The organism is Rhodovulum marinum, assembly GCF_004343075.1.
Lineage (GTDB): Bacteria > Pseudomonadota > Alphaproteobacteria > Rhodobacterales > Rhodobacteraceae > Rhodovulum > Rhodovulum marinum.
The window spans coordinates 38,371-64,995 of record NZ_SLXP01000008.1 but is presented as its reverse complement, the minus strand read 5'-3'; the positions used below and the strand labels follow the sequence as shown (position 1 = coordinate 64,995).

Genomic DNA, 26,625 nt, shown 5'->3' with positions numbered 1-26,625 from the left:
GGCCAGGTCGTCGGCGGGCAAGGCATCCAGCGCCACGCGAAGCGCGCGGGTGGCGTGTGGAAAGCGGTTTTCCGGGGCGGTGGACAGGGCGCGCGTCAGCGCATCCAGCGCCGCGCGCAGGGCCGGATCGTGCACCGTTTCGGCGGCCTCGGCACGGCGGCCGCCCGGCACGGTATCGGGCGTGTCCTGTCGGGCCAGGTCCGCCACCCCAAGCGCCACGGCCAGGTCGGGGTCGTTTCGCAGGGCTGCGCGCAGGGCCCGGGTCAGGACGTGGGTTTCGGACGGGGGCGCGCCTGTCCTGTCTTCGCGGGGCGCGCGCGTTCGGGCCAGTGCCGTGGCAAGGGATGGGTCGTTTCGCAGGGCCCGTCGCAGTGCTTCGGCCAGGGCGGGAACAGGGTCCGGGGATGGGGCCGGCCCCTGTGCATCTGTGCCGGTTTGGTCTCTGTTTCGGCCCAATTCGCCTGTTTGGGCGCGGGCCGGGAAGACTTCGGCGGCCAGCGCCGGGTCGGTCTGAAGGGCCTTGCGCAGCGCGTCGGTCAGGGCGCGGGGGGCAAGCCATGGTTCGGCGCGGTGAAGGGCGGCGGAGGCGGCGCCACCGGATCGGTGGCCGCGGTGGCGGGGGGCGGTTGGCCCGGGGCCGTCCGGGCATGATCGAGCGGGTGTTGCGCGGCGGAGGGGTGTTCGTCGGGGGCAATGGGGCGCGCGGGCAGGTCCGCCAGAAGGTCCGGAGGACGGGCGTGCAGATACGGGGCCAGCGCGGATTCGAGCGCGGCGCGGAAGGCCGCGCGCACCGCGTCCCAGTCGGGATCGTCGGGCCAGTCGCCCAGGTCGATTTCCAGCCGGTCGACCTGCACAGCCTGCCCGGCCAGGCGCGGGCCATCAAGGCAGGGGGCGAGCGCGGGCAACAGTTCGCGCCGAAGCGCGGTAAGCAGCAGGTCGGGTGCAGACAGCGGGCCGCGCGGGCGGGCGACGTGGATCTCGGCGATGACCTCGCCGATGCGGTGGCGCGGGCCGGGCGCCACGGGCCGGGGGGACGGGTGCGCCGTGCTCATGCCTGCGCCTCGCGGACCACGTTGCGCGCGTCGAGCCGTGCGGCGGCGCGGTCGAGACGGGCCATCTGGTCCAGCCCCAGCCAGAGCGGACGGATCAGCACATGGGCGGGGGACAGGCGGGCGACCAGCGCCTCGACATGGGCGCGGAAATCGGGGCGCGCGGTTCGGGCGGTCCAGCCGGTCAGCACGAGGGCGGCGACATGGGGGGCGAACCCCTGGGTGCGGGCGCGCAGCAGGATGTCCTCGACCAGATAAAGCCCCTCGCACCTTTCGTGCAGGGCGCGCCAGCCGTTCCGCAACCGGTTGGCCAACAGGTCGGCCCCGGCCCGGCGGGGGAGCTGGCCGCAGGGATACAGCCCCTGCCCCGTGCCCGGGTCGAACAGCACGCGGTGCCCGCCCGCGCCGTCGGGGGCCACGAGATAGGCGGCGGGATCGGCGGCGCGGGTGAAAAGCGCGGGCGCGATGCGGCCCTCCGCCACGAAGGGCGAGGCGATCAGCAGCGCCTCGTCCACGAGCGGCGGCGCGGTGGGGTCGCGGGGCATCAGAAGGGCCATCGGATCGCCGGAAGCGGGCAGGTCGGCGCGGTCGAGCGCCGGGTCGGGCGGGCAGGCGTCGGGGTCGAGCGCCAGGCCCAAGGCGGCCATCGGCCCGGCCAGGTCGCCGCCCTGCGCCACCCGCAGGTCGGCCAAGAGGGCCAGCTTGGCCAGGAAGCCGCCCGCGCGGGTGCCATGGGGGGCGGTGCTGCGGGCGAAATTGGCGTCGGGCAGCGCGCGCAGGAAGGTGATGTGCCGGTCGATCTCGGCCCGTTCGCGTTCGGCGCGGCTGCGGTAATGGTGCAGGCCGGTGTGGCGGGTGGCGGGCATTTCCTCGCCCTGCAGCGCGATCAGGTGGTCCAGCACCTCGATCCGGCGGTGGGGCGGCGCGGGACCGGCGGCGGTGGTGCGCCGGGCGTGCGGTAGATCATCGGTAAAAGCGTGTCGACCGGCGGCCGGTCGAAGCCGCGCCACCGCCCGTCGCGCCGGACCTTTCCGGTCGTCGCCAGCGGGATCGGCCTGGCCGCGCAGCAGCGCGCCGACGCGATACAGGATCTCGGCGACCACGCGTTCGGGCGCGGCGGTGGGGGTGATCGCCACCTCGCCGGTCAGGCGCACCGGGCGGCGGCGGCTGACCCGCACCGCATCCAGATCGCAGCAGAGCGGCCGGTTCTCGCGGAAGATGCGCGTCGCCTCGGCCAGGGCGGCGGCGTCGGCGGCGTCGGGGTCGGGATCGTTCGGGTCGGGTTCGGGGATCACCCGCACCTCGTACAGCCCCTTGTGGCCGCTGCGCAGCACCACGGCGCAAGCGATGCGGTCGGACCGGGTGATCGCGGCGGCGAGGTCCTGTTCGGTCACCGGCGCGGTGGGCAGCATCCGGGCCGGGTCGAACAGACCGGCGGCGTCGTGGTCGAGCGTGTCGTCCGGCCCGGTCAGCAGGTCGCGCACCGGGTGGGCGTTGCGATAACCGACCTCGGTCAGCGCGAAGCAGGTCTGTTCCAGCAGCGTCACGCCGGGGTCGTGCAGGTTGTAATCGGTCCAGACCTCGCCCGAGGCGTCCTGGGCGGCGCGGATGCCGCGTTCGCGCAGGGGGGCGAAATCGGGCGGGGTCGGGTCGGTCACAGCAGGCCCTCGTCAAGGTCGGTGCGGGGGCTGCGCGCGCCCTCCATCCGGGTATCGAACCACAGCCGGGTCAGGTAATAGCGGATGCGCTTGCACGCGCCGTAATCGGCGTTGGAACGCAGTTGCAGGCGGAAATGGTGGCGTTCATCGCCCGCCACCCAGCGCAGGCGCAGCCGGTCGGCATAGCTGCCGTAGACGGCGGTCTGCGCGCGGATGCGCCGCCGCCCGAACAGCCAGTTCAGGATCGGGTTGCGCGGGTGGTAGGCGTTCATCGCGATGGCGTGCAGCAGGGCATAGCGCCCCTCGGTCACCTCGCCGCCGGCGCCGGCCATCACCTCGAACGCCTGGCAGCCGGTCAGCGCCGGGGTGATGTCGTGCCAGTCGCCATCGGCGGGGATGTCGGGAATGGTGTCGGTGGCGACGCCCACGCGGCCCGCCATCCGCGCCACGCCGCCGACGTCCAGCCGCCACAGCGGATCGGCCACGTTCACGCCCGCGCGTCCGTCGCGCGTCAGGCACAGCCCGTGCGAGGCGGGCGCGCCGGGGTCGGTGTCGGGCGGGGGCGGGGTGTCGCCCCACATCGGCCGGAACTGCAGCGCGCCGGGGTCCTGCCCGTCGGCGGTGTCGCCGTGGTCGATCACCCAGGAGGGCGCGGGGCTGGACAGGCCCTGGTACAGGCTGGTCACCCGAAGCGAGGCGCCGACCGAGGTCAGTTTCAGCCCGTCGGTGGGGGTCTTGGCAAAGCCGTCCTCGACCTGGTTCACGCCGCTGTCGATCAGGTCGCGGAAATGTTCGGCGGTGGGCAGCGCGCCATCGCGGAAGAAGGACTTGAGGGTGGTGCGATCCTGTTTTGTCACGGGTTCGTCCTTTGCCGCACGATGAACATGTCGCCGATGGAAAGCCGGCCGATGCCGCTTTGGACCGGGTCTTCGGGCCGGATCTCGGGCGCGGTGGCCAGCGCGTGGTCGCGCACCGAGAGCGGCAGGCTCCAGGGCCGGGCGGGGCGGATCGCGGGGCCGTGCGGGCCGCGCCCGTCCGACTGCGCGGTATCGAGCAGCGCATAGGTGCCGTCGTCGTCGCCCGACAGGTGCAGCACCGAGAAATCGGTGACGCCGCGCACGAAATCGAACGCCTCGATATGGGCGCAGAGCGCGCGGGCGTTCAGCGACCAGCCGAAGCGGGCCATGGCGGGCGGCGCGGTCCAGACGGAAAGATAGCGGGCGATCTCGGCATTCACGCGGCGGGCCATCGCGCCGTCATCGCGGAACGCGTCGAAGGCCAGCGTGGCCCGCACCTGAAGCCGCTCGAAGGCGGGGTTCACCGCCTCGATCCGGGCGAAGCCGGGGGCGTGGGCGGCCAGGAAGTCGCGGATGCGGCGCAGGGTGTTGACGTCGAAGAGATGCGCGCGGGGCGCCCAGGTCCCGGTGCCCGTTTCGGGTGCGCGGCGCACCGCGACCAGCGTCACCTCGCCCGGGGTGGGGCCGGGCCGGTGCCGGGTCAGGTGCGGCAGGCATTCGCCATTCAGACCTCGGGGAATTCCTCCGGCACCATGCGTTCCATGTCCCAGGGGGTGACCGCGCGCTTGCGGTGGCGCAGCCGTTCCGAGACGCGGGCGATGTAGTGGCGGTCGGTCTCGGGGGGGCGGATCGCGGCGGGCAGGGCGATTTCGCGCATCGCGCCCAGCCCCGGCCGGGGTGTCTCGAAACTCCAGGCGCGGGCGGGACCATCGGGGGCGGGCCGGGTGCCATCCTCGGCGCGGATCACGCGCAGGCCGTTGGTCGCGACCATCGACAGCGCCGGAAAGGCATCGAGGCCCGGTCGGGTGGCCACCGCGGCCATCCAGACGCCCTTGCCCGGCATGTCGGGGGCGTTGCGGGCGGCGTCCTCGGGCAGGTCGATCATCACCAGCCCCGAGCGCATCAGCCCCGCGGTGCTGTCCGACAGGACGGCGGTGGCGGGCAGCGCGGCCCAGCCCGCGGCGGTCAGGTAGAACCAGGCGATGGGGTTGGGGTCGGGCACCAGCCGCAGGTGCCCGCTTGCGGCGATGTCGAACAACAGAGCCAGCGGGCCGGTGGCATGCGGGCCGTCGAGTTCGATGAACAAGTGGCCATAGCCCAGCCGGGGCGGGAACAGGGTCACTTCGGGCCGGGTGCGGCGGGGGAACAGTTCGACCCGGCCGAAGGGCGAGACCTGCACGGCGCGTTCGCCGGGATCGGCGGTGTCGGGGGCGTTCAGCTCGATCCGGTCGGCGGCGGCATAGGACAGCGTCAGGCCCGCCGCGCGCGGCACGAAGGGTTCGGGCGGCACCGGGCGCTGGACGAAGGGCAGGCGCTGGGTGCGCATGGCGCGGACCAGCGCCAGCGGGTAGCGCCCGGCATGGAACCCGTCCGCCGTGCCTGACAGCGTCAGCCGCACCGCGCCCGCGCGCATCGTCTGGCGCGAGCGGAATTCCCGGGGCGTGACGGGGGCGGCGGCGGGCACCGGCTGGCCCGGCACCGGCGCCTCGGTCAAGGCGGTCCAGCCCTCGCCGCCCAGGTAGTCGACGCGCAGCTTGGGGTTGGGCAGCGCGTCGATGTCGGGATAGTGGCGATACTGCGCGCCAAAGCCCGCGCCCGCACCGGGCAGGGCGGCCCAGGTCAGCCCCAGGCCGATTTCCGTGACCGGCTTGCGCGCCAGTTCTGACGCGCCGATGGTGAAACTGGCCCCGTCCACAGGGCGCGGCCCGAAGGGCAGGAAGGTCTGGTCGGTGGCGACCGGCCCGGCATCGGAAAAGGCGAAGACATCGGTCAGCCCCTCGGCGCGCACGTAAAAGCCGATGGCGGTGACGCGGTAGCGTTCGAAGATCGAGACCGGGCAAATCCGCGCGCTGTCGGCGGCGCGGATCGACAGCACCGGCGCCTCGGCGCCCTCGGGGGCGGTGACGGGGGGCCGCGCGGCATCCAGCTTCATCCGGAAGCACAGCCCGCCCGCGCCCGGCTCGGCATGGGGCAGGATCTGGGTCCAGGTCGCGGCGCGAGGGCCGGCGGGGGTGGTCAGCCGCAGGGTGAAAGCATCGCCCAGCAGTTTCTGGAAGATGTCGTCCAGCGTGTAGACCAGCCGCCCGTCCGGGGTGCGGGCGAAGGTTTCGAAGATCATCGAGGCGCTGGAGCCGTCCGCGGTCTGCGCGCCCAGCCGGTCGCGGCAGGTGTCGATCTTGGATTGCAGCATGTCCCAATAGGCGCCTTCGGGCAGGGGTTCGCGTTCGACCAGCGCCAGCGCGACGATCCGGCCCAAGAGAACCCGCAGCGGGTCGAGGTCCAGCACGTTGCGGGCCAGCACCTCGTAAAGCAGGGCCAGTGACGGGCGGGCGCCGCGGTTTGCGGCCAGCGCGCCCACCTCGCGCGCGATGGCATCAAGCCGGGCCTTGTTGCCGTCCAGCCCGAAGGCGGCCAGCAATTCGGGATCGGAACGCAGGGCCAGCACCACCTCGGGGTCGGGCGTATCGGGGTCGGGCGTGGGCCCGGCGGATAGCGGGCCGCGCGGATGTCGGTGATGCCCGCAAGCGCGGCGTTGAACGAGATTTTCGGGTCGGTGTCATAGACCAGCACCGCGGTCGAGGCGACGCGGGCGGGGCTGACGCTGACCGGGGTTTCGGTGATGAAGCGTTGGACCGTGCCGTCGGCGGTGCGGGCGCGCAGGGGCGTGCCCTGGGCGATATGGGTGGGCCGGGCGCTGGGCGGCAGGTGCAACAGCACACTTTCGCGGCTGGCCGGGCGGGGGTGCTGGCCGATGATCTGGCCGTAATAGAACCGCATGTGCCAGGCGGCGAAGGTGTTCATCGCGGCGTCGATGTCGCGGGCGGCCGTCAGTTCGGCCAGCAAGAGGCCCAGCGCCGGGTCGATCCGGCCGAGGCGAGCCGCGCCTCGAAGGTGCGGGCGGCGGCGGGTTGCAGGCTGGCCACGGCGTTGCGCAGGAGTGCGTGCGTGCTGCGCAGCCGGGCGGTGGCAAGGTGCAGGCGGGCCAGCGGGTCGGCGGGCGTGGCGGCGGCGCGGTCGGCGCCGGGCGCCCCCGTCAGCACCGCCTGCATCACCCGCGCGGGGCGCGCATCCGACAACCCCGGAAGCCGCGCCTTGATCCGCGCGACCCAGTCGCCCAGCCGCAGCGCCAGCGCGCGGACCAGGGCGGGCGCGGTTTCGGGCGCCTTGTCAAGCGCGATGTCGAAGGCCTGTTCGGCATCCTCGGGGCGGAAGGCCAGGATCTCGGCCAGCAGGTAGGCCGGTTCGTCCAGGAACAGGCGGGCCAGCGGCGGCACCTCGGCCCCCAGCCGGCGACCGGCGGCGGCGAAATCCTCGGCCAGCGTCGCCGGGCGCACCCGGAGCGCGATCGGGTCGAGCGCCGCGGGAAGCCGGGCATCGGCCCGCGCGCCGGGCGAGACGCGCATCTGGGGCCAGGGGTCAGGCATGGGCGGGGCTTTCCCGGTTCCGGTGGGGCGCGGCATAAGGGTGGCGATGGGGCAAGGCGCGCATCGGGTCAGCCCCCCTCGCCGGACAGGAACACGCCGGTGATCGTGCCCGCGTCGCCCTGCACCAGGAAGGCGCCGCCGAAGCGGCGGGGCGGTCCCGCCTGTCCCTTGGTGCCGAACAGCGCGCTTTCGAAGGCGGAGCGGATCTCGGGCACCTCGCGGCCCTTGCCCATCGGCGTGCTGCCGCCCCCTGCCATCACGTCCCCGGCTCTGGCGGGGCGGAGATCAGCGTGCCCTCGGTGCGGTAGAACGGGAAGACGCGGTTGTGCCGGGCATTGGTCGAGCGCACGCGGAACTCCAGCCGGATGCGCAGGGTGCCCGCGCGCCAGTCGTCGGCGACCTGGACCGAATTCAGCACGATGCGCGGTTCGAAGAACAGGATCGCGCGGGTGATCGCGACCTCGATCTCGGCCTCGGTCTCGGCGGTCATGGGGTCGAAGACCAGATCGTGCAACCGGCAGCCGTAATCGGGCTGCATCACCCGTTCGCCGGGGCGCGTGCCCATCAGGATGCGCAGGCTTTCGGCGATGTCGTCCTCGGCCTCGACCAGGGCGGGCCGCCCGCTGCGCCCGTCGAAGGCCGGGGGAAGGCCCAGCCGCGCCCCAGGAAAGACGGATCGTCGCGCGCCATCGCCTAGCCCCCGATCAACACGGTGGGTGCGCCGGTGGCGATGCTGCCGCCATGGGCGGTGCTGTCGCCCATCCGTGCGGCGGGCTTGCCGCCGATCATCACCGTGGACGAGCCCTTGACGATGGTGGCGGGCGGGCCGACGCAGGTGCAGGTGTCGCCCATTACCGCCGCCGGCATCCCGGCGATCAGCACGGTCGGTTCGCCCGGGCCGACGATGGGGCCGCCGACATGGGGCACGGGGCCGTTCGCGGCGGGGCAGGTGTGCATGTCGGTCAGGCGGGCGGCGGGGGGCATGGGGTCGGTCCTTTCAGTTGATCATCACCATGGCGCCCTTGACGGTGGTCTGCCCGCCAGCGGAAAGTTCCGCCGCCGCGCCGCCCTTGGCGGTCATCTGCATGTCGGCATTGGCGGTGACGTTCATCCCCGAGAGCGTGGCGTCGCCCGACGCGGTGATGTCGATATTGCCGGCGGCGGAGATGGTGATGTCCTTGGGGCTGTCCATCTTGATGCCGCTTTCGGACAGTTCGACGGTGTTGCCGGTGGTGTCCTTGATCGTCACGGTCTTGGCGTCGTCGTCCAGCGTGACGCTGTGCCCGCCGGGGGTTTCGATGGTGATGATCTTCTTGTCGTCGTCGAACTGGATTTTCAGCTGTTCGCGGGTGACGATGGATTTGAGCGTGTTCTCCGCGTCGGGGGTGTGCGGCTGGTCGGTCTGGCCGTTATGCAGCGCGCCGACCATCACCGGGCCGTTCGGGTCGGAGTTGAGGAAGGCGATCACCACCTCGTCGCCGATTTCGGGCATGAACTGGATGCCGGCCCCGCCCGAGGCATAGGGCTGGGCGATGCGCGCCCAGACCTGGGCGGGCTGGTCGCCGATCAGCGGCAGTTCGACCTTGATCCGCAGCCGCGCGTCGGGGTCTTCGTGGATTTGCAGGACGGTGGCGATGTGCAGCCCGTGGATCGGGGCGGTGATCCCGGCGGCGAACCCGCCGCCCGGGCCGGGCGCGTCGGTCAGCCAGTCCTCGGGCAGGCCGAGATGGGCGCGGGTGGTCCAGTCGCCGTTCTCGATCACCTGGGTGACGCCCGAGACATAGGCGGTGCCGCCGAAATGCGCGCCCAGCCCTTTCAATTCGACCATGTCGCCGGGGGCCACCCTGCCGCTGCCCTGGAAGCTGCAATGGCCCTGAAGCGCGGAGAGCGACGCGCGCATCAGACGGCTGTTTGCCATGGTCTCGATCTCGGCGGCGTCCAGCCGGTTGGGCGTGGTGAACAGGTGTTCGCGCTTGGCCGGGACCTCGGCCAGCCCGGTGGCAGTCTGGTTGCCCCAGGTCAGCGCGGGCAGCGCGCCGCCCTGCCCCTCGACCGTGTCTTTCGCGGTGTCGTCCCAGCCCAGGCCGCGGGCGGTGGCATACAACCCCTCGGTATTCGCGGCGGCGTCGAATTCGATGATGTCCTCGCCCAGCGTCAGGGTGAGGACGGGCGCGGCAGAGGTGTCGGGCGGGCCGGTCGTGATCTTGCCCGCGTCGACCAGCACCAGGTGGCCGTTGCGGTCGGCCAGCGCGCGCAGGAAATCCCAGTCGGTCGCGTGGTGGCGCAGCTGGTCGCGGGCGGTGTCGGGCGTGGCGGTGGCATCTGCCGTCAGCCCCGTGTCGGAGGCGATCCGGGCGATGATGTCGCTGTCCTTCATCTGGGCGTAAAGCGCCGACTTGCGCCCGCGGGTCAGCGCGATGGCCTTGTCCCGGCACAACAGTTCCAGACGCGGCCCGCGCGGTTCGGCGATGCGCAGCCGCTGCGCGACGATCACGCCGGAAAACAGCGTGGCCGGGTCGCCGCTGCCGTAATGGGCGGCGATGGTGATGTCCTTGCCGATGGCATAGGCGGTGCCGTCCACGTCGCCGAAGTCCTGCCCGGGGATCGAGCCGGTTTCGAGGATGACCTGTGCCTCGGGGATGCGGTTCGCCTCGCGCCGGATGCGCACAGAGGCCACCTGCGCGGTGTCGGGGATCGCGGCGCCGTCGGTCTTGATGGTGATGCCGATCGGGCCGTCGGCGTCTAGGGTGGGGCTGTCGGCCATGGGTTACCTCATTGGGGGAAAGCGCAAGAGCGTGTCGGGCACCAGCGCGCGGAACCCGTCGAAATCGTTCAGCCGCGCGATTTCCAGGTACTTGCCCGCGTCGTCATAGATGCGCTGGCACAGAAGCGGCAGGGTGTCGCCCTCGACCACGCGCACGACATGGGTGAGGTCGGGCGAGTTGCGCGCGGCCTCGCGGGATTCCTGGGCCTCGGTGCGGGCATCGACGAAGGACAGCGCCACCTTGGCGCGCAGCGCGGTGCCGTCGGGGTGGAACAGGGTGTAGTCGACCGACATGGCGGTGAGCCGGCCGAAGAACGCGGTCAGCCCCTTGCCCCAGACCACCTTGACCGGGTTGGGTTCGTGGGTGTCGCCGTCATAGTCGTAGACGATGTCGCGCAGCTTGGCGATCTGGTCGGCGACCGTGGTCTTGCCGGTGTCGGGCACGACGCCGGTGCCGTCGAGGTGAATGGTGAAGTCCAGTTTCTCGGGTTCGGTATTGGCGAAACGCGCCACGGTGCCGGCCTTGCCGACGGGGCGGTTGCCGCTGCCCCTGGTGGTGCCGGAATAGCTGAGCCCGTATTTGTGCGAATAGCTTTCGGGGTTGATCGTCGCCTCGAAGGTGTTGGCGGCGCCCTTCTGTTCGCGGATCTGGTCGTTCTGGATCTTGCAGCGGATGATCTTGAGCCTGGCCATGGCCTAGCGTTCCCTTGCCCGCCGCTCGGCCTCGGCCATCATCTCGCGCACCTCGTCGAGGATCTCCTCGCGCAGGGCGCGCAGGCGTTCCTCGGCTTCGGGACCGTCCTGGGCGGCGGTGCGCGGCGCCGTGCCGAAGGTGCCGCGCACCACCAGGGTTCCGATCTCGATCGCCATCACAGCGTCCTTTTCAGCGTGGCATAGGCCAGTTCGACGGTTTCGACCGCCAGTTCGTTCTTCATCGCGTCGAACCCGCCCATGGACCATTTGACGGGATAGGCGCGGCCGACCGACCAGCTGGCGACCGGCGCGCCGTTCTGATCCAGAAGGGAAACCACAAGGTCCTTGGGCTTGATCGGCTGGGCGAGGTCGGTTTCCAGCGTGGCCTTGCACCAGCGCACCAGCCCGCTGGCCTGCGTGGTCAGCGCGCGCCGGAGCCTGAGCGGGTCGTGTTTCGCCGGTTTCGGCAACTGGTGCACGAACCGGTTCTCGCCGCCCTCGACCACCGTTTCGGTGTCGAATCCGCTGTCCAGCCCGCTGACCTCCTGGAAGGCCATGTCCGGCACCGCCGGATCGTCCCCCAGGAAGGTCACCGAGAAATGGAACGCGACGGGCGGGTCGCCGAGGGCCGTCATCAGGCGTTCTCGATGGTGAAGCCCTCATGCGCGATCTCGATGCTTTCGACCGCGACCTCGTTGCCCTCGGCCTTGAGGTCGGTGCCCGTGATCTTGACCGGGAAGGCGTTGCGGACCTTCCAGACCATGGTCGGGTTGCCCCCTTCGTCGAGCAGTGAGATCGTCAGCGCCTTGCGCTTGATGGTGTTCATCTTGATCTCGTTGAACCAGTCGAAGATCGCGTTGTCCGTGGCGAAAACGCCCTTTTTCATGGTGATGTTCGAGGATTTCAGCATCCCCGGCATCTTGACCTTGGAGAACACCTTGCTGTTGCCGGCGCGATACTCGATCGGCTCGGATTCGATGTCGAGCCCGGAGACCTCCTGGAAGGCCAGTTCGGTGTCGTCCCATTTCACCTGGAAATAGAACTTGGGGAGCGGCCATACCGTCTGCGACTGGGCGGAACCGTCATCTGCCATTGTTCAAACCTCCCTCGGTCTCAGGATTTCTGCATCTGCTGCTGGAACGTGATCTCGATGAATTCCGCGGGCCGCGTCACGGCGACCAGGACGGTGATCCGCAGGATCCCTTCCAGGATGTCGACGGGTGTCATCGTTTCGCCCAGTCCCAGATGGACGCTGAAGGCATCCTCGGGCGTGGCGCCGGCCAGGCCGCCCTGTTTCCAGACCGAGGTCAGGAAATTCTCGATCATCGAGCGCATGGTGACCCAGGTGTTCGCGGTGTTCGGTTCGAAGACATAGGCCTTGGACGCCAGGCGGATCGATTCCTCGATCATGATCATGGTCCGGCGCACGTTGATGTAGCGCCAGTCCAGGCTGTTGCCGTCCAGCGTGCGCGCGCCCCAGACCAGCGTGCCCTCGCCCACGAAGGGGCGGATGGCGTTGATCGACTTGCCGGTGGTCGAGACGTTCAGGTTCTCTTGTTCCTCGTGGCTGATGTTCAGGCGCGGCGAGACGACCGAGTTCAGCGAGACGTTCGCCGGGGCCTTCCAGACGCCGCGGGTGTTGTCGACCATGGTGTAGATGCCCGCCATCGCCGCGGCGGGCGGCATGGTGTTCATCAGCGCCGTGATCTCGTTCATCACGTCGCCATACATCGGCACCACGGCGCGCAGCGTCTTGTCGATGGTCGCGGGCGAGGGGCCGCCCTGGCGTTCGGCGGTGGGCACGCCCGACATCAGCACGCGCAGCGTGTTCGGGGCGGTGGGGGCGCCGTTGACCTCGATGGTGTAACTCGCGCGGGTTTCCGGCCCGGCAAAGGTGGTTTCGGGGGTGAAGCTGACCTTGCCGGTCTTGGCCACCTTCCAGGTGCCGATCTCGGGCACGGTGCGGGTCTTGCCGGTGTCGTCGTCGGCATCGACCAGCCTGACCGTGGCCTTGTCGCCGTCGGGGTGATCGGCGGGGACGTCGATTTCCACCGCGGTCCGGGCGGCGACGGCGGGGGCGTCGATCACGGCGCCGACCACCTCGACCCCGATCTTCAGCGCGTCGGTGGCGATGTCGCCTTCGTCGGTGACGACCAGGTCGAAGCGGCCGGCGCTGGCCTGCCCGTCATGGGTAAAGCTGACCTTGCCGGCCTCCAGGTCCGCCTGGGTGAAGCTGTCGGCGGCGTTGCCGTCCAGTTGGACCGTGCCGCCCATCGCGGCGGCGTCGCCCTCGACCGTGTAGGTCAGGCCCGCCGCCGCGCTCTGGTCGTCGCGGGCCGAGATGTCGGCGGTGGTGACCGCGACGGTGCCGCCCCGGGGCACCGAGATGGTGAAGTCGCCCGCCACCACGGGCGCGCTGATCCGGCGGATTTCCTCGGTCAGTTCCGTGACCTGCCCGACGCTGCGCTTCATCAGCGCGATCAGCTTTTGCCGGCTGTCGGGGTCGATGTTTTCATAGCTGAAATCGCGCGACTGGTAGATCGAGGTGTTGAGCCACGGGTAATAGGTCGCGCCGAAATCCAGGTCGTTGATCCCGATATCGTTGCGGAAGCGCGCCACCGGGTTTCCCAGCGGATCCTGTTGCGACAGGTGGCCGGCGAACATGTCGAGAATGGCAAAGCGGTTCTTCATCACCGTGCCGCAATGGGCCAGCATCGCCTGCTGGACCTTCTGGCTGTTCTGCCGGGTCAGGCGGGTGGTTTCCGGGATCACCACCATGGTCGGCTCGGCTTCCTTTTTCAGCCGGTCGAGCGCGGTCATCATCGCGTTGGCATCCAGCGGATCGTCATAGCCGCCGATCGAGACGACATAGCAGGGCCCGCCGCCGTTCTGGAAGAACAGCCGCATCGCGCCATAGAGCGCATAGGCGGTGTTGGTCTGGACCAGTTCGTATTTCTCGGGGCCGCGCGGCCCCTGCGCGGTGAAGGTCGCGCGTGGCAGCGCGGCGGGCTTGTTCGCGCCGTCGTCGGACAGGGGCGAGACCGGCGTCGCGTCGGGATCGTAGGGCACGATCTTGAAGACCGGGTGCGGGGCGCCGCCGAAATAGGTGTGGAATTCCGACATCGAGGTGATGCGCCAGGGGGTCATGTGCAGCGGCACGTTGCCGTTATTGGCCCTGTGGGTATGGCCGATGAAGGCCGGAACGGCCGTGGCCACCTGGACGACGGAATTGGGGAAGGCGTTCTTCTCGACGACGTAGACGCCCGGGGTTTTCATGACCATCAGCGGCTCTCCTCTACCACAGGGTGACGAAGATGTCGGATTGCAGGCGCGCAGCGCCGCCTGGTTCATCGGCAGGTCTGAAACTCGTCCCCGCTGCGGGAAGCACTGGTATCACCGTCTCGGGGCCGGACGGGCCCGGTCGTTGAAGCGCGAAGGCCCGGTCCGGGCGCGCGCGCGCCGCGATGGGCCGGGTCGAACGCAGCACCCGCGCCGGGGTGCCGTCGGGCAGGGCGCGGGTTCCCCGGGGCGGCAGGGCGATGTCGAGACGGGCAAGTTCGACGCCGACCTTGCGCTGCCGGGTTTCGGTGGCGGGCAGGCCGTCAAAGGCGACCTCGTCCTGTCCAAGCGGCAGCGCGCAGGTGGGAATGGTGGACCTGTCCGCCCGGCAGGTGACGCCGATCGCGGAGGGGTCCAGCGCCTGAAGCGACAGCGCCACGGTCCGGGGGCGGTCGTCGGTGCCCGTCTCGGCCGCGAGGATCGCGCGCCCGCCCGTCTGCCGCAGGACCAGCCCCGCCCGGGCGAACGCCCCCGGGTCGACGGGGGCCACCCGGATCGGCGGCACCGATGCGCCGTAGAAGGCGTGCATGAGATCGAGAGAGAGGATCGGTGCGAAGTCCATCAGGCCCGTTCCTTGCGGGGCTGGACGCCGGCCCGGGGTTTCTCGACCAGCGGCACGACACGGGTGATGACGCCGGAATCGATCATCACCGAGCGCATCTTGAACATCACGGACGGCACGTAGCGCCCGCCCAGGTTGCCCCAGAGCTGGCCCAGTTCCTCGACCCGGAGGTTGGAGATCTCGACCGAAAGCTGGCCGAGGCCCTCGGGCATCTCGGGGGTGGTCTGCGGGGTCATCACCGGGGTGGCCTGGAAGAACATCAAGGCCGCCGACATCAGTTTCAGCCCCTCGCCATAGGTGTCGGGGTCGTGGCCCGAGGCCAGCATGAAATAGATGTCGAGATGGACCGGGGGCGCCCGCTCGACCTGGCCCGCGGCGGGGGCCAGCGGGCGGCGGGGGGTCGCGTCATGGGCGATGTTGATCAGGAACAGCGCAAGGCGGTTGCGCACCTCGGCGGCGGGCTTGCCCTCGGCATCGGCCAGCGGGGACAGCACCACCAGGTCGTCGGCCACCTTGTAGCGCGCCGAAAGATGCGCGTTCAGGCGGGCGACGACCAGCCCGAGGGCGCTGTCGATCATGGCGGGCCGGGAATTGCCGACGGGCGGGGCACACCGGCCGCACCATCGGGGTTTCGGTCGTTCACCGATCCCTCCCTTGTAACCGTTCCGGTTATGCAACCAGCGTAAGAGTTCCCTAAAGAAAAGCAAGAATTCGTTGTGCCCCTAGGTCAATCGGGGGCCGCGCCGGCGGACGGCCCACAGCGTGCCGCGCGACACCAGAAGCCCCGCACCGATGAACCAGAGCGACACGTAAAGGTAGGTCACCAGCATGAAGACCGGGCGGTCGTCGCGCGCGATGACCATGTTGGCGCGGCCCACGATTTCGTCGACGCCGATCACCGAGGCGGTGGCGGACGCCATGATGATGATCAGGAAATACTGGTTCCAGGCCACGGTGAAGGTTTCGCCCGCGCCCGCGATGCCGTTCGCGCGCTGGCGGAAATAGCCCAGCGCCTGGTCCGAGGCGAAGCCGATGGCCGGGAAGGTCAGCGCGAGGTTCGCCTTGATCCAGACCGGCACGGCCAGGATACGGCCCGCGATCTCCACCTCCGCGGGCAGCATGAAGGCCATGTAGTAAAGGAGCACGAAGCTGGGCACGTTGCGGCAAAGGTTGGTCAGCATGTCCTCGGTGCGCAGCGTTGCGCGGAACCGGTGATGTCGCAGCCAGCCGAGCGTGGCGCCGATGCCCGTGCCCAGCCCCATCGACACCGCCGAGATCAGCAGGTTGCGGACGAACCCGCCGGCGAGGTAGGGGGTGCGTTCGATCAAGACGTCGATCATTTCGCCGCCCCCCCCCGGTATGCAACCGCGCGCTAAGCCGGTCGACGAGCCAGATCACCCCCAGGACGAAGACGAAGTAGAACACCAGAAGGCCGTTCATCAGGGTGGATGTGTCGCCGCCCTCGGACACCAGCGTGTTCACCGTCGACACCAGTTCGGTCAGGGCGAGGCCCCGCATCAGCCGCGCGCGGTCATAGGCATCGAAAAGAACGCGCAGGTCGATGCCGGTGGCCTTGTGCAGGGCGTTCGCCCGGGGGGCATCTCGACCGGGGCGGCGGCGCTGAAGCTGGCCTGGACCAGGCAGGCGGGCGGGGGCTGCCCGGTTTCGGGATTGTGCGCGCAGGCCGGGCGGCCATCCTCGACGCGGGACCATGTGTCGTGCAGGGCGCGCACGAACGCGGTCTCGCCGACGCCCACTCGCGCTGAAGCTGCAGGATGCGGCCGGTGGCGTGCCATTCGCCCACCGTGTCGGACAGGAAGCGGCCCCAGTCGCCGTCCCCCTCTCCCTGCGCCACGGCCATCGCCCAGGGCACGTTCAGGATGGTGGGGACGATCACGCCGAATTCGGGGTCGGGCTCGGCCAGCACCAATTGCGCCAGCCGGGCCTCGCGGTTGCCGGGAAAGTATTGCCCCTTCAGCCCGTAATCGCATTCCAGCGTGCGGTTGAAATAGGCCCCCTGGGTCAGGCAGACCGGCGCGCCGCGCAGCGCGTCCCAGCCGGACAGGCCAAGATCGATGCGGCCATAGACCACCACGCCCGAGGAAAAGTAATTGGGCTGGATCAGGTCGGCCTGGGTGCGGCGCACGGCGGTGTCGCCCATGGTGGCGATCACAAGGTCGACCGTGCCGTCATTGACCCGCCCGATACGGTTTCGGGCCGTGACAGAGACGAGTTTCAGGCCGACGCCCAGACGGTCGGCGATGTCGCGGGCAAGGTCGGGCTCGATGCCCACGAGGGCGTCCGAGGCCGGGTCGGGGTCGACCATGCCCCAGGGGGGATAGTCGGATTTCACCCCCACGATCAGCGTGCCGCGCCGCAGGATGTGGGCCAGCCGCCCGGAGGGATCGGCGGGCAGTTCCGCGCGCAGCGTATCTTGCGGCTGGGCGGGCGTGGGCGCGGCGCACCAGAGCAACGCCAGAAGCAGGAGGGTCAGCCACCTCATGGCGCGGCCACCGCGAGGATGCCATAGCCCAGCCCCGCGGGGCAAAGCGGGGTCAGCAGCCCATCCAGCCAACGCAGCGCGCCATGGTTCAAAAGCCAGCTTTCGGGCAGCACGCTTTCGGGGTGCAGCGTCACGTGGCCGAACCCCGCGGCGGCGGTTCGGCACCGAGATCAATAACCGCCCGGTGCCGGGTTTCAGCGCGTGCCGCATCCGGGCCAGCGCCGCCTGCCGGGCGGGGGCCGTTTCGATATGGCCCAGCACGCCGAACAGGCACAGCACCAGGTCGGCGGGGCCGCAGTCGGCCAGTTGGCGATCCAGATCGCCCGGATCGGGGCCGAGGATCGCAAGGTCATGCCAAGCCGCCGCCCCGGCCCGCGCGCGCAACAGGTTCAGCGCGCCGGGGCTGATGTCATAGCCCGCCGCGCGCCCCGCCCGGCCCTGCAGCCGCAACAGGTGGCGCCCGCTGTCGCCGCCTTCGCGCAAGGCGGGGCGGTCGGGGGCGACGGCCCAGCCATCGGGTTCGTTCAGGTAGACGCCCGATTGCACCTCGATCCGGCCATTGTAGCGGTCGAGCCGCGACAGGTAGCTGAGCGCGATCCAGTCGCCCAGAACGGCCGCGACCTCGCCCTTGTCCAGGGCCTGCACCGCGGCGGGCCAGCCGGGGTAAAGCAGGCAGCCGGACTCCTCGGTGGCCTGCGCGGCGGGGACGCAGACGGCGCCGGTTTGCGACAGGTCTGCCGCGGCGTATTGCGCGATCAAGAATTGCTGGGCGGTGGACCCTTCCAGCGTGCCGATGCGCATGTCGGGCAAGGTTTCGGGCGGCACGGTCGAACTTGCCCCAATGGAGCCGACGAAGGCCGAGGTCAGCACGCCGAAGATGGTGGCCGACAGGACGGTGCCGACGACGGCCATGAAGATTTCCAACAGTCGGCCCAGCACCGTGTTGAACCGGTCGCCCAGCCCCTTGAGCCCCGAGGTGCTGACGATCGCTTCGAGCAGGGTGGTCACCCAGCCGGGCGCGTCGACGCCGCCCTGCCCCGCGCGGCCGCGCATCTCGTGGCGGATCGCCAGCCGGATCAGCGCGGCCAGCACCAGGTTGACCAGAAGGAACACCAGCACCGCCTTGACCACGCCGGGCTGGGTCACGGTCTGAACGATCACCCGGGTCGCGTTCGCAAAGTCGATGGCGCTGGTCGAGGGGACGGCCAGCGTCAGGCCCGAGGGCAGGTATTGTTACGAGAAGTCATAGCTGCGCATCCGCTGGGCGGTGATGGTCAGCGGTGAGATCACCACGTCGACCGACCCGTCGATCAGCGCGGCCTCCTGCTCGGCGATGGAGCGGCAGAGCACGATTTCGGACGCGGTCATCGCACCCTCGGAGATCAGATCGTGTTCGACCGAGGTCCAGATGTCGATCGCGAACCCCTCGGCGAAACCGCTGGGCGACATCGCGGAAAACGGCGGGGCATCGCGGATCGCCACGACCACGTCGACATCGCGGGTGGCCTGGCCGCATTGCGCGAAGGCGGCGGCAGCGGACAGGACAAGGGCCAGAAGGGCGGGGACGGGAGAGCGGGCGGACACCGGCGTCGTGCCCCTTTCGCAAGGGCGTTGGCGGGACCGCGAAAATCGGTAACGGCGCGCAATCGGAAGTAGAGCACTACTTGGTCTGGTAAATCAAGGCGGGTGGTCGGATCAGCCCCGGCGGCTGCCTTCCTGCGGTGCGCGGGCCCCCATCGCGTCGGCCTCGCGTTCGAGGCCCGCGTCGTCGTTGACCGGTTGGCCAGCGATTTCGGCGGTGGGCGCGACGCGGCCCTCGGCCTGCTGGACGATGTGCCATGCCTCGTGCGGCAGGTGGCGCTCCTGGCCGGGGGGCAGGTGGATGTCGGCGGCCCGGGCGAAGGCATGGGCCTGAACCGCGGCAGGCCTGGGGGAGTTGTAGTGGACGTTGACCCCGCGCATGTCGCGGCCCGACAGGCGTTCGACCCCGGCGCGCAGCCGGGTGGGCAGGCCGGACGCGCCGCTGGCCTTGCCCTGAAGCAGTTCCTCGTCCTCTTCGGGGGTGCGTTGCAGCGCGTCGGCCATGGCCTGAAGCTGAACAAGATCGCGGGTGGCGCGGCTGGCCCCGGCGGCGTCGCGCAGCGCGTCGAGCGTGCCGCCGGGGGCCGCACGGCCGGGCGCGGCGGGTTTGGGCCGGCGGCCGGTGGGGCGTTCGGATGCGAAGATCCGGGCGATGCGACGCAACCTCCAGTTGTGCGAGCCTGGCATGAAACCCGCGCCGCGGTCACCAAGCCGTTGCCTTGGGGGCAAATTCATGGCCCGGGGGCCGGCTGCCGCGGGTCAGGTCGTTCGCGCCCGGTCCAGCAGCGCGGCAAGGCCCGCGCGGTAATCCGGGTGGCGCAGCCGCACGCCCAGTTCGGTCTTGATCCGGTCGTTCGCCACGCGCTTGGACTCGGCATAGAAACTGGCGGCCATCGGGCCAAGGTCGGCCTGGTCGAAGGGCACCTCGGGGGGTGGGTCCAGCCCCAGCAGATGGGCGGCGAAACCGATCACGTCCTGCGGCGGGGCCGGTTCGTCATCGGCAACGTTGTAGACCGCGCCCGGGTCGGGCCGCGCCATCGAGGCGGCCAGCACCTGCGCGATGTCGTCGACATGGATGCGGGAAAAGACCTGCCCCGGCTTGACGATGCGCCGCGCGGTGCCGTCGCGCACGCGGTCCAGCGGCGAGCGGCCGGGGCCGTAGATACCCGCCAGCCGGAAGATGTGGAGCGGCAGGCCAAGATCGGCCCAGGCGGCCTCGGCGGCGACGCGGGCCGCGCCGCGGGCGGTGGAGGGCGTCAGCGGCGTGGTTTCATCGACCCAGCCCCCCCCGTGGTCGCCATAGACGCCGGTGGTCGAAAGGTAGCCGACCCAGCGCAGGTGGGTCGCGTCGCGCAATTCGTCACCCAGCGCCGCCAGAACCGGATCGCCGCCCTGCCCGGGGGGCACGGAGCTGAGCAGGTGGGTGGCCCGGGCCAGCGCGGGGCCAAGGTCGGTGCCGGGCCAGACCAGCGGCTGAACCCCCTCGGCGCGCAGCGTGGCGGCGTTGCCGGCGCTGCGCGTGGTGCCGATGACCCGCCAGCCGGGGCCAAGCCCGCGCGCCAGCGCGCGGGCGGAATAACCGTGTCCGATGGACAGAAGCGTCTGTGTCATGGCCCTAACATCGGTCTTGCGGGGCCGCCCGGCAAGGGCACGCAGGGGTTGCGGAAGTTTGGCGAAGCGTGACACTTGGCGCGATGCCGTGATGAGGCCCAGGACAACGGGGACGCAAGATGCCCGAGCACGCCGCCGAACTGCCGCTTGACTGCCCGGACCTGCCCGGCGCCGAGGCGTTTACCGATGCCGAGGCGGCGGTGGCGCGGCTGTGCGAGATCTACGACGCCTCGCGGGCGTTTCTGCGGGCGCGGTTCGAAGAAACGCTGACCGGGCGGCCCCGAAAGGCCCGGTTCCGCGCGGTCTATCCCGAGATCCGGTTCACCACGGCGACCTTCGCCCGGGTCGACAGCCGGCTGAGTTTCGGCCACGTGGCCGAACCTGGGACCTATGCCGCGACGGTGACGCGGCCCGACCTGTTCGCCAACTACCTGCGCCAGCAGATCGGCCTGTTGATCGCCAATCACGGCCAGCCGGTGGTGATCGGCCCGTCGGACACGCCGATCCCGGTGCATTTCGCGGTGGCGGGCGAGGGCGGGTTGACCGTGCCGCAGGAAGGCGTGCTGGATTTCCCGCTGCGCGACCTGTTCGACGTGCCGGACCTGAACACCACGAACGACGATATCGTGAACGGCACCTGGGCCGCGCCAGAGGGCGCGCCGCGGCCGCTGGCACCGTTCACCGCGCAGCGGGTGGATTACTCGCTGGCGCGGCTGGAGCATTACACCGCGACCCGGCCCGGGCATTTCCAGAACCACGTGCTGTTCACCAACTACCAGTTCTATGTCGAGGAGTTCGAGGCCTTTGCCCGCGCCGCGCTGGCCGACCCCGACAGCGGGTACGTGGCGCTGGTCGGCCCCGGCAATGCCGAGATCACGGATGCGCAGGCGCCGCTGCCCGCGCCCGCGAAACTGCCGCAGATGCCGACCTATCACCTGAAACGCGCCGACGGGCAGGGGGTAAGCCTGGTCAATATCGGGGTGGGGCCGTCGAACGCGAAAACGGCGACCGACCATATCGCGGTGCTGCGCCCCCATGCCTGGCTGATGGTGGGCCATTGCGCGGGGCTGCGGAATTCCCAGCGGCTGGGCGATTTCGTGCTGGCCCATGGTTACCTGCGCGAAGATCACGTTCTGGACGACGACCTGCCGGTCTGGGTGCCGATCCCGGCGCTGGCGGAAATACAGGTGGCGCTGGAGGACGCGGTGGAGGAGATCACCCGGCTGGAAGGGTTCGAGCTGAAGCGGATCATGCGCACCGGCACGGTCGCCACCATCGACAACCGCAACTGGGAACTGCGCGACCAGTCCGGCCCGGTACAGCGCCTGTCGCAGTCGCGGGCCATCGCGCTGGACATGGAAAGCGCCACGATCGCGGCGAACGGGTTCCGGTTCCGGGTGCCCTATGGCACGCTTTTGTGCGTGTCGGACAAGCCGCTGCATGGCGAGTTGAAGCTGCCGGGGATGGCCAGCGATTTCTACAAGACGCAGGTGTCGCGCCACCTGGCCATCGGGATCCGCGCGATGGAACGGTTGCGCGACATGCCGCTGGAACGGATCCACAGCCGCAAACTGCGCAGCTTCGAGGAAACGGCGTTCCTGTAGCGGCGATTTCGGCGGAAAACGCCCACAAAATGCGTGAAAAACGGGCTTTTCAGACCACAAATCGTTGTGTGTTTCCGCAAGATGGAGTTACATTGCCACGATCAGCCCCCACAGAGGGCACGAACGAGGAGATCGTACATGGCGAAACCGATGACCAAGACCCAGCTCGTCGCGGCCCTGGCCGAGGAAATGGGCGCGGACAAGAAAACCGCCACGGCGGCGCTGGATGCGGTGACGGGCATCATCACCCGCGAAGTCGCCGCCGGCGGCGCCGTGACCCTGCCGGGCGTCGGCAAGATCTATTGCCGTGAGCGGCCCGAGCGCATGGTGCGCAACCCCGCCACCGGCGAGCAGTTCAAGAAGCCGGCGGACAAGGTCGTCAAGATGACCATCGCCAAGGCCCTGAAAGACAGCGTGAACGGCTGAGCCGTCGCGTCTTTCTGAGACACCGGAAACGGTTTAGGGTCGCCTCGGGGCGGCCCTTTTCTTTTGGCCCTGCCCTTCGGGAGGATGCATGGATTTCCGCGCGCTGGCGATGGGCCTGGCCTTCGCCTTCATCTGGGCCTCGGCCTTTACCTCGGCGCGGATCATCGTGGCCGATGCGCCGCCCTTGACGGCGCTTTCGCTGCGCTTCCTGATCTCGGGGCTGTTGGGGGTGGGCATCGCGGCGGCGCTGGGCCAAAGCTGGCGGCTGACGCGGGCGCAGTGGAAGGCGACGGCGATCTTCGGGATCAGCCAGAACGGCCTTTACCTTGGCCTGAACTTCGTCGCGATGCAGACGCTGGAGGCGTCGATGGCGGCGATCATCGCGTCGACCATGCCCCTGCTGGTCGCGCTGTTCGGCTGGCTGGTGCTGGGCGAGCGGGTGCGGCCCCTGGGCGTGCTGGGCTTGGTCGTGGGGTTCGTGGGTGTGGCGATCATCATGGGCAGCCGGATCAGCGGGGGCGTCGACCTGTACGGGCTGGCGCTGTGCGTGGGCGGTGTCTTCGCGCTGACCGCGGCGACGCTGGCGGTGCGCAGCGCGTCGTCGGGGGGCAACGTTCTGATGATCGTGGGGTTGCAGATGCTGATGGGGGCGGCGGCGCTGGGCGTGGCCGCGCTGGCCGCGGGCGAGAGTTGGGACGTCACCTGGAGCTGGAAGCTGGTCGCGGCCTTTGCCTATACCACGCTTTTTCCCGGGCTGGTCGCCACGCTGATCTGGTTCCTGCTGGTGCGCCGGATCGGGGCGGTGCGGGCCGCGACCTTCCACTTTCTCAGCCCGTTCTTCGGCGTCTCGATCGCTGCGCTTCTGCTGGGTGAACGGCTGGGGCCGCTGGACGTGACCGGGGTCGCCGTCATCATGGCGGGCATCCTGGCGGTTCAGTTGTCCAAGCAGGCCCGCGCGGCGGGGCCGGCCTAGCGGTTGCCCATCCGGTCGGCGGTTTCCTGCACGATGTTGAACATCCGCGCCGACAGCTGAACGCCGGTCTGCATCTCGCCCAGGATCACGGTGGTCGCCTGCCCGGTGTCGTCGGTGATGACCCATTGGCGCAGTTCGACCGGGTTGCCGGTGAAGACCAGCGCGATGGTGCCGTATTCGGGATGCTCGGGGTCCTGCGCGATGACGCGGGTCGAGGTGGCGTCGCCGTCATGGCCCACCACCATTCGCGCGCGGGACAGGTCCACGTTGCGTTCCAGGATGATGTTCAGCGGCGTCTTGGCCAGCGGGTATTGTTCGGGCGGCTGGTTCGACTTGGCGTCGAAGATCGCCACCTGTCCGCCGCCCGCGATCACCAGCCCCTCGTTCGGGGGGTCGTATTCGAACCGTGCCCGGCCCGGCCGCCGGATCGACAGCCGCCCCGTCGAGATCGAGCCGTCGGCGTTGACCTGGGTGAAATCGGCGCGCGCGGTGGTGAAACTGTTCAGATAGGCCGAGATCGCCGAAAGCGGCAGCTTGTCGGCCCGGGCGGGGGCGGCGGCGAGGGCCATCAGGCCCGCGCCCAGCGTCAGAACGGAGCGTCGGTTCATCATGGCGCCAATCTAGGCAAGCCCGGGGCGCAATGCACCTGCAATCGCGTCACGAAAGGGCGAGGGGCGCGACCCCCCGCCGATCAGGCCTGTTCGGGCACCAGTATCTCGCGCTTGCCGACATGGTTGGCGGGGCTGACCACGCCTTCCTCCTCCATCTGTTCGACGAGGCGCGCGGCCTTGTTGTAGCCGATGGCCAGCTTGCGCTGGATGTAGGAGGTGGAGCATTTGCGGTCTTTCAGCACGATGGCCACGGCCGTGTCGTACAGCGCGTCCTCGCTGTCGGTGTTGCCGCCCAGGCCCAGCACCATGTCGATATCGTTTTCCTTGTCCTCGTCGGGGCCCTCGACCACGCCGCCGACGTAATCGGGCGGGCCGTAGGATTTCAGGAAGGTCACGATTTCCTCGACCTCTTCGTCGGACACGAACGGGCCGTGCACGCGGGAAATTCGCCCGCCGCCGGCCATGTACAGCATATCGCCCATGCCCAGGAGCTGTTCGGCGCCCTGTTCGCCCAGGATGGTGCGGCTGTCGATCTTGCCCGTCACCTGGAAGGAAATCCGGGTGGGGAAGTTCGCCTTGATCGTGCCGGTGATGACATCGACCGAGGGGCGCTGGGTGGCCATGATGAGATGGATGCCCGAGGCGCGCGCCATCTGCGCCAGGCGCTGGATGCAGGCCTCGATTTCCTTGCCGGCGACCATCATCAGGTCGGCCATCTCGTCGACGATCACGACGATATAGGGCAGGGTTTCGGGCTGGAATTCCTCGGTCTCGAAGACGGGTTCGCCGGTTTCATCGTCGAAGCCGGTTTGCACCGTGCGCTTGAACATCTCGCCCTTGTCCAGCGCGTCGCGCACCCGGCCGTTATAGCCCTCGATGTTGCGCACGCCCATCTTGGACATCTTGCGATAGCGTTCCTCCATCTCGCCGACGACCCATTTCAGCGCGACGACGGCCTTTTTCGGGTCGGTGACGACGGGCGACAGAAGGTGCGGGATGCCGTCATAGACGGACAGTTCCAGCATCTTGGGGTCGATCATGATCAGCCGGCATTCGTCGGGGGTCAGGCGGTAGAGCAGCGACAGGATCATGGTGTTGATCGCCACCGACTTGCCCGACCCGGTGGTCCCGGCGATCAGCAGGTGGGGCATCTTGGCCAGGTTCGCGACGATCGGATCGCCGCCGATATCCTTGCCCAAGGCCAGCGGCAGGCGCATCGAGGTATCGCCGAACTGGCGCGAGGACAGGATTTCGCGCAGCACCACCTTTTCGCGGTTGGCGTTGGGCAGTTCGATGCCGATCACGCTGCGGCCAGGCACGGTCGAGACGCGGGCCGACAGCGCCGACATGGACCGCGCGATGTCATCGGCCAGCCCGATGACGCGCGACGCCTTGAGGCCCGGGGCGGGTTCCAGTTCGTACATGGTGACGACGGGGCCGGGGCGGACGCTGACGATCTCGCCCTTGACGCCGTAATCGTCCAGCACGTTTTCCAGCATCCGCGCGTTTTCCTCGAGCGCCTCGTCGGACAGCACGTGGCGTTCGACCGCGTCGGGGCTGGCCAGAAGCGACAGGGGCGGCGTGGAGTAGCCCGCGGCGGGGTCGTCGAATTGCAGGGCGGGCTGCGCCTCTTCCTGGGCCCGGCGCGAGGGCTGGGCGGGTTTCCTGGGCGGGTGCTGGACCACGCGCCGGGCCTCTTCGGCGGCGGGGCGCGGGGGCAGAACAGGCTCTGTTCCGGCCTGGAACGCGGTTCCGGCGGTCAAGGGCGGTTCATCGTCCAGCACATCGGCGGGGTCGGTCGCCCGCCCCCGCACGACCGGGGGTTCGGTGCGGACGGCGGGGCGGTCCTGCCGGGCGCGGTTGCGGATCACGTCGGCGATGCGGGCCTTGATCCGGTCCTCGGAGATCGGGCCGATCCGGTCCAGGCCCTCGGGCGGTTCGGGTTCGACCAGTTCCATCTCGGGTTCGGCCATGCGCCGGTTCAGAAGCGGGATCCGGGACAGAAGGCCGTCGCGGGTGCGGGGCTGATCGGGCGTGGGCGTCCAGTTGCGCGTGGCGACGGCAGGTTCTGCGCGGTGGCTGCGGGCGGGCTGGGCGGCGGCAGCGCGGCGGGCCTGCACCCCCTCGCCCACCCGCTGGGCCGCGGCCAGCGCGCCGCGGGCCGATTGCCCGGCCAGGCGCCGCAGCCCGGCATAGGTCAGGATCACGCCGATCAGCAGGAAGCGGGCAAAGCGGCGGAACTCGTCCCGGTCGGCACCGAGGACGAACAGCGCCATGGCCAGCGCGGCCAGCCAGACCAGCGCCGCGACCACGCGCAGGCCGAACACCGTGTCCACCGGCGCCACGCCCAGGATCGCGCCCAGCACCGTGTCGCCGAACAGTCCCCCCATGCCGAAGCTGTGGGTCCAGGACGCGGGCGGCACGTGGGTCGAGGCATAGACCGCGGCCAGCGCCACCGCGACGGGCGCGAAGATCAGCCGCGACAGCGCGCGGTCCTCGCCGACATGGGTGACGAGGCGCAGGCCCCAGGCCGCCGGGATCGCCACCAGGCCCCAGGCGCCCCAGCCGACGATGATGAACAAGGGCGAGGCGATCGAGGCGCCGAACCGGCCCAGAACGTTTTCGGCGGGCGCATCGGTCGCCGACAGCCAGCTGGGATCGTCGGGCACGTAGCTGCCCAGTATCAGCGCCATCACCAGCGCCGCACCGATCAGCGTGAACCCGAGAAGTTCCTTGCCGCGCCGTTCGATCGCCGCCTGCGTGGTGGAATCGAGCAGCGGTTCCCGCCGTTTCATCTGATACGAAGCCAT

The 26,625-nt window shown here is 70.0% G+C and carries 27 protein-coding genes; 3 read left to right on the top strand and 24 right to left on the bottom strand.

Annotated features, from left to right (window positions below; translation table 11 throughout):
• Window positions 1-536: 536 nt before the first annotated feature.
• The 22 genes from EV662_RS12875 to EV662_RS12775 form a co-directional block, all read right to left on the bottom strand.
• Window positions 537-1,052 (bottom strand): hypothetical protein, encoded by a 516-nt coding sequence (locus tag EV662_RS12875; RefSeq protein ID WP_132463079.1) that lies wholly within the window; start codon window positions 1,050-1,052, stop codon window positions 537-539.
• Entirely contained in the window at window positions 1,049-2,707 is a 1,659-nt protein-coding gene (locus EV662_RS12870; protein ID WP_132463076.1) for a hypothetical protein, read from the bottom strand. The genes EV662_RS12875 and EV662_RS12870 overlap by 4 nt, the downstream gene beginning before the upstream one ends.
• Window positions 2,704-3,564: a hypothetical protein gene (locus EV662_RS12865; protein ID WP_132463073.1), complete on the bottom strand. Its 861-nt coding sequence runs from the start codon at window positions 3,562-3,564 to the stop codon at window positions 2,704-2,706. Before EV662_RS12865 ends, EV662_RS12870 begins: the two co-directional genes overlap by 4 nt.
• Window positions 3,561-4,172 (bottom strand): hypothetical protein, encoded by a 612-nt coding sequence (locus tag EV662_RS12860; RefSeq protein WP_132463070.1) that lies wholly within the window; start codon window positions 4,170-4,172, stop codon window positions 3,561-3,563. Before EV662_RS12860 ends, EV662_RS12865 begins: the two co-directional genes overlap by 4 nt.
• Before the next feature lie 56 nt (window positions 4,173-4,228).
• Entirely contained in the window at window positions 4,229-6,169 is a 1,941-nt protein-coding gene (locus EV662_RS12855; protein WP_165915592.1) for a hypothetical protein, read from the bottom strand.
• Window positions 6,170-6,551: 382 nt separating this feature from the next.
• Entirely contained in the window at window positions 6,552-7,148 is a 597-nt protein-coding gene (locus EV662_RS12850) for a hypothetical protein (RefSeq protein ID WP_132463063.1), read from the bottom strand.
• A 68-nt stretch (window positions 7,149-7,216) separates the two neighbouring features.
• Window positions 7,217-7,405 carry a hypothetical protein gene (locus tag EV662_RS12845; protein WP_132463060.1) on the bottom strand — a complete coding sequence of 63 codons (189 nt, stop codon included), beginning with the start codon at window positions 7,403-7,405 and terminating at the stop codon, window positions 7,217-7,219.
• Window positions 7,405-7,713 carry a GPW/gp25 family protein gene (locus tag EV662_RS12840; RefSeq protein WP_243695845.1) on the bottom strand — a complete coding sequence of 103 codons (309 nt, stop codon included), beginning with the start codon at window positions 7,711-7,713 and terminating at the stop codon, window positions 7,405-7,407. Before EV662_RS12840 ends, EV662_RS12845 begins: the two co-directional genes overlap by 1 nt.
• Before the next feature lie 128 nt (window positions 7,714-7,841).
• Entirely contained in the window at window positions 7,842-8,132 is a 291-nt protein-coding gene (locus EV662_RS12835; RefSeq protein ID WP_132463057.1) for a PAAR domain-containing protein, read from the bottom strand.
• 13 nt (window positions 8,133-8,145) lie between these two features.
• Complete coding sequence (gene vgrG / locus EV662_RS12830) at window positions 8,146-9,912, bottom strand: type VI secretion system tip protein VgrG (protein WP_132463054.1); 1,767 nt, start codon at window positions 9,910-9,912, stop codon at window positions 8,146-8,148.
• A gap of 3 nt (window positions 9,913-9,915) precedes the next feature.
• Window positions 9,916-10,605: a CIS tube protein gene (locus EV662_RS12825; protein WP_132463051.1), complete on the bottom strand. Its 690-nt coding sequence runs from the start codon at window positions 10,603-10,605 to the stop codon at window positions 9,916-9,918.
• A 3-nt stretch (window positions 10,606-10,608) separates the two neighbouring features.
• Window positions 10,609-10,782, bottom strand: a complete 174-nt coding sequence (locus EV662_RS19570) for a DUF5908 family protein (protein ID WP_165915591.1) — start codon at window positions 10,780-10,782, stop codon at window positions 10,609-10,611.
• Window positions 10,782-11,240 carry a phage tail protein gene (locus EV662_RS12820; protein ID WP_132463048.1) on the bottom strand — a complete coding sequence of 153 codons (459 nt, stop codon included), beginning with the start codon at window positions 11,238-11,240 and terminating at the stop codon, window positions 10,782-10,784. The genes EV662_RS19570 and EV662_RS12820 overlap by 1 nt, the downstream gene beginning before the upstream one ends.
• Window positions 11,240-11,698, bottom strand: a complete 459-nt coding sequence (locus EV662_RS12815; protein ID WP_132463045.1) for a phage tail protein — start codon at window positions 11,696-11,698, stop codon at window positions 11,240-11,242. The genes EV662_RS12820 and EV662_RS12815 overlap by 1 nt, the downstream gene beginning before the upstream one ends.
• Before the next feature lie 20 nt (window positions 11,699-11,718).
• On the bottom strand, window positions 11,719-13,887 hold the full coding sequence (locus EV662_RS12810; protein WP_132463042.1) for a cadherin-like domain-containing protein: 2,169 nt from the start codon (window positions 13,885-13,887) through the stop codon (window positions 11,719-11,721).
• Between the two features lie 13 nt (window positions 13,888-13,900).
• Complete coding sequence (locus EV662_RS12805) at window positions 13,901-14,506, bottom strand: hypothetical protein (protein WP_132463039.1); 606 nt, start codon at window positions 14,504-14,506, stop codon at window positions 13,901-13,903.
• A complete protein-coding gene (locus EV662_RS12800) occupies window positions 14,506-15,084 on the bottom strand; it encodes a Pvc16 family protein (RefSeq protein ID WP_132463036.1) in 579 nt (192 codons plus the stop codon). Before EV662_RS12800 ends, EV662_RS12805 begins: the two co-directional genes overlap by 1 nt.
• A 144-nt stretch (window positions 15,085-15,228) precedes the next feature.
• Window positions 15,229-15,846, bottom strand: a complete 618-nt coding sequence (locus tag EV662_RS12795) for an ABC transporter permease (RefSeq protein ID WP_132463033.1) — start codon at window positions 15,844-15,846, stop codon at window positions 15,229-15,231.
• A 191-nt stretch (window positions 15,847-16,037) separates the two neighbouring features.
• Window positions 16,038-18,170, bottom strand: a complete 2,133-nt coding sequence (locus EV662_RS12790; protein WP_132463030.1) for a transporter substrate-binding domain-containing protein — start codon at window positions 18,168-18,170, stop codon at window positions 16,038-16,040.
• 72 nt (window positions 18,171-18,242) lie between these two features.
• Window positions 18,243-18,593 carry a transporter substrate-binding domain-containing protein gene (locus tag EV662_RS12785; protein WP_132463027.1) on the bottom strand — a complete coding sequence of 117 codons (351 nt, stop codon included), beginning with the start codon at window positions 18,591-18,593 and terminating at the stop codon, window positions 18,243-18,245.
• Between the two features lie 111 nt (window positions 18,594-18,704).
• Window positions 18,705-19,277 carry an eCIS core domain-containing protein gene (locus tag EV662_RS19745; RefSeq protein WP_243695844.1) on the bottom strand — a complete coding sequence of 191 codons (573 nt, stop codon included), beginning with the start codon at window positions 19,275-19,277 and terminating at the stop codon, window positions 18,705-18,707.
• Between the two features lie 72 nt (window positions 19,278-19,349).
• Complete coding sequence (locus EV662_RS12775) at window positions 19,350-20,201, bottom strand: SDR family oxidoreductase (RefSeq protein ID WP_132463024.1); 852 nt, start codon at window positions 20,199-20,201, stop codon at window positions 19,350-19,352.
• Window positions 20,202-20,320: 119 nt separating this feature from the next.
• Here EV662_RS12775 and EV662_RS12770 point away from each other — a divergent pair, with 119 nt between their 5' ends.
• From EV662_RS12770 to EV662_RS12760, 3 genes are all read left to right on the top strand, one after another.
• Window positions 20,321-21,805 (top strand): AMP nucleosidase, encoded by a 1,485-nt coding sequence (locus EV662_RS12770; protein WP_132463021.1) that lies wholly within the window; start codon window positions 20,321-20,323, stop codon window positions 21,803-21,805.
• Between the two features lie 138 nt (window positions 21,806-21,943).
• Window positions 21,944-22,231 carry an HU family DNA-binding protein gene (locus EV662_RS12765; RefSeq protein WP_132463018.1) on the top strand — a complete coding sequence of 96 codons (288 nt, stop codon included), beginning with the start codon at window positions 21,944-21,946 and terminating at the stop codon, window positions 22,229-22,231.
• An 88-nt stretch (window positions 22,232-22,319) separates the two neighbouring features.
• Window positions 22,320-23,204, top strand: a complete 885-nt coding sequence (locus EV662_RS12760; protein ID WP_132463015.1) for a DMT family transporter — start codon at window positions 22,320-22,322, stop codon at window positions 23,202-23,204.
• Here the strand turns inward: EV662_RS12760 and EV662_RS12755 are convergent.
• Window positions 23,201-23,815 carry a LolA family protein gene (locus EV662_RS12755; RefSeq protein ID WP_132463012.1) on the bottom strand — a complete coding sequence of 205 codons (615 nt, stop codon included), beginning with the start codon at window positions 23,813-23,815 and terminating at the stop codon, window positions 23,201-23,203. The two genes, EV662_RS12760 and EV662_RS12755, sit on opposite strands and share 4 nt — an antisense overlap.
• An 80-nt stretch (window positions 23,816-23,895) precedes the next feature.
• Window positions 23,896-26,625, bottom strand: coding sequence for a DNA translocase FtsK (locus tag EV662_RS12750; RefSeq protein WP_132463009.1), 2,730 nt, complete (start codon window positions 26,623-26,625; stop codon window positions 23,896-23,898).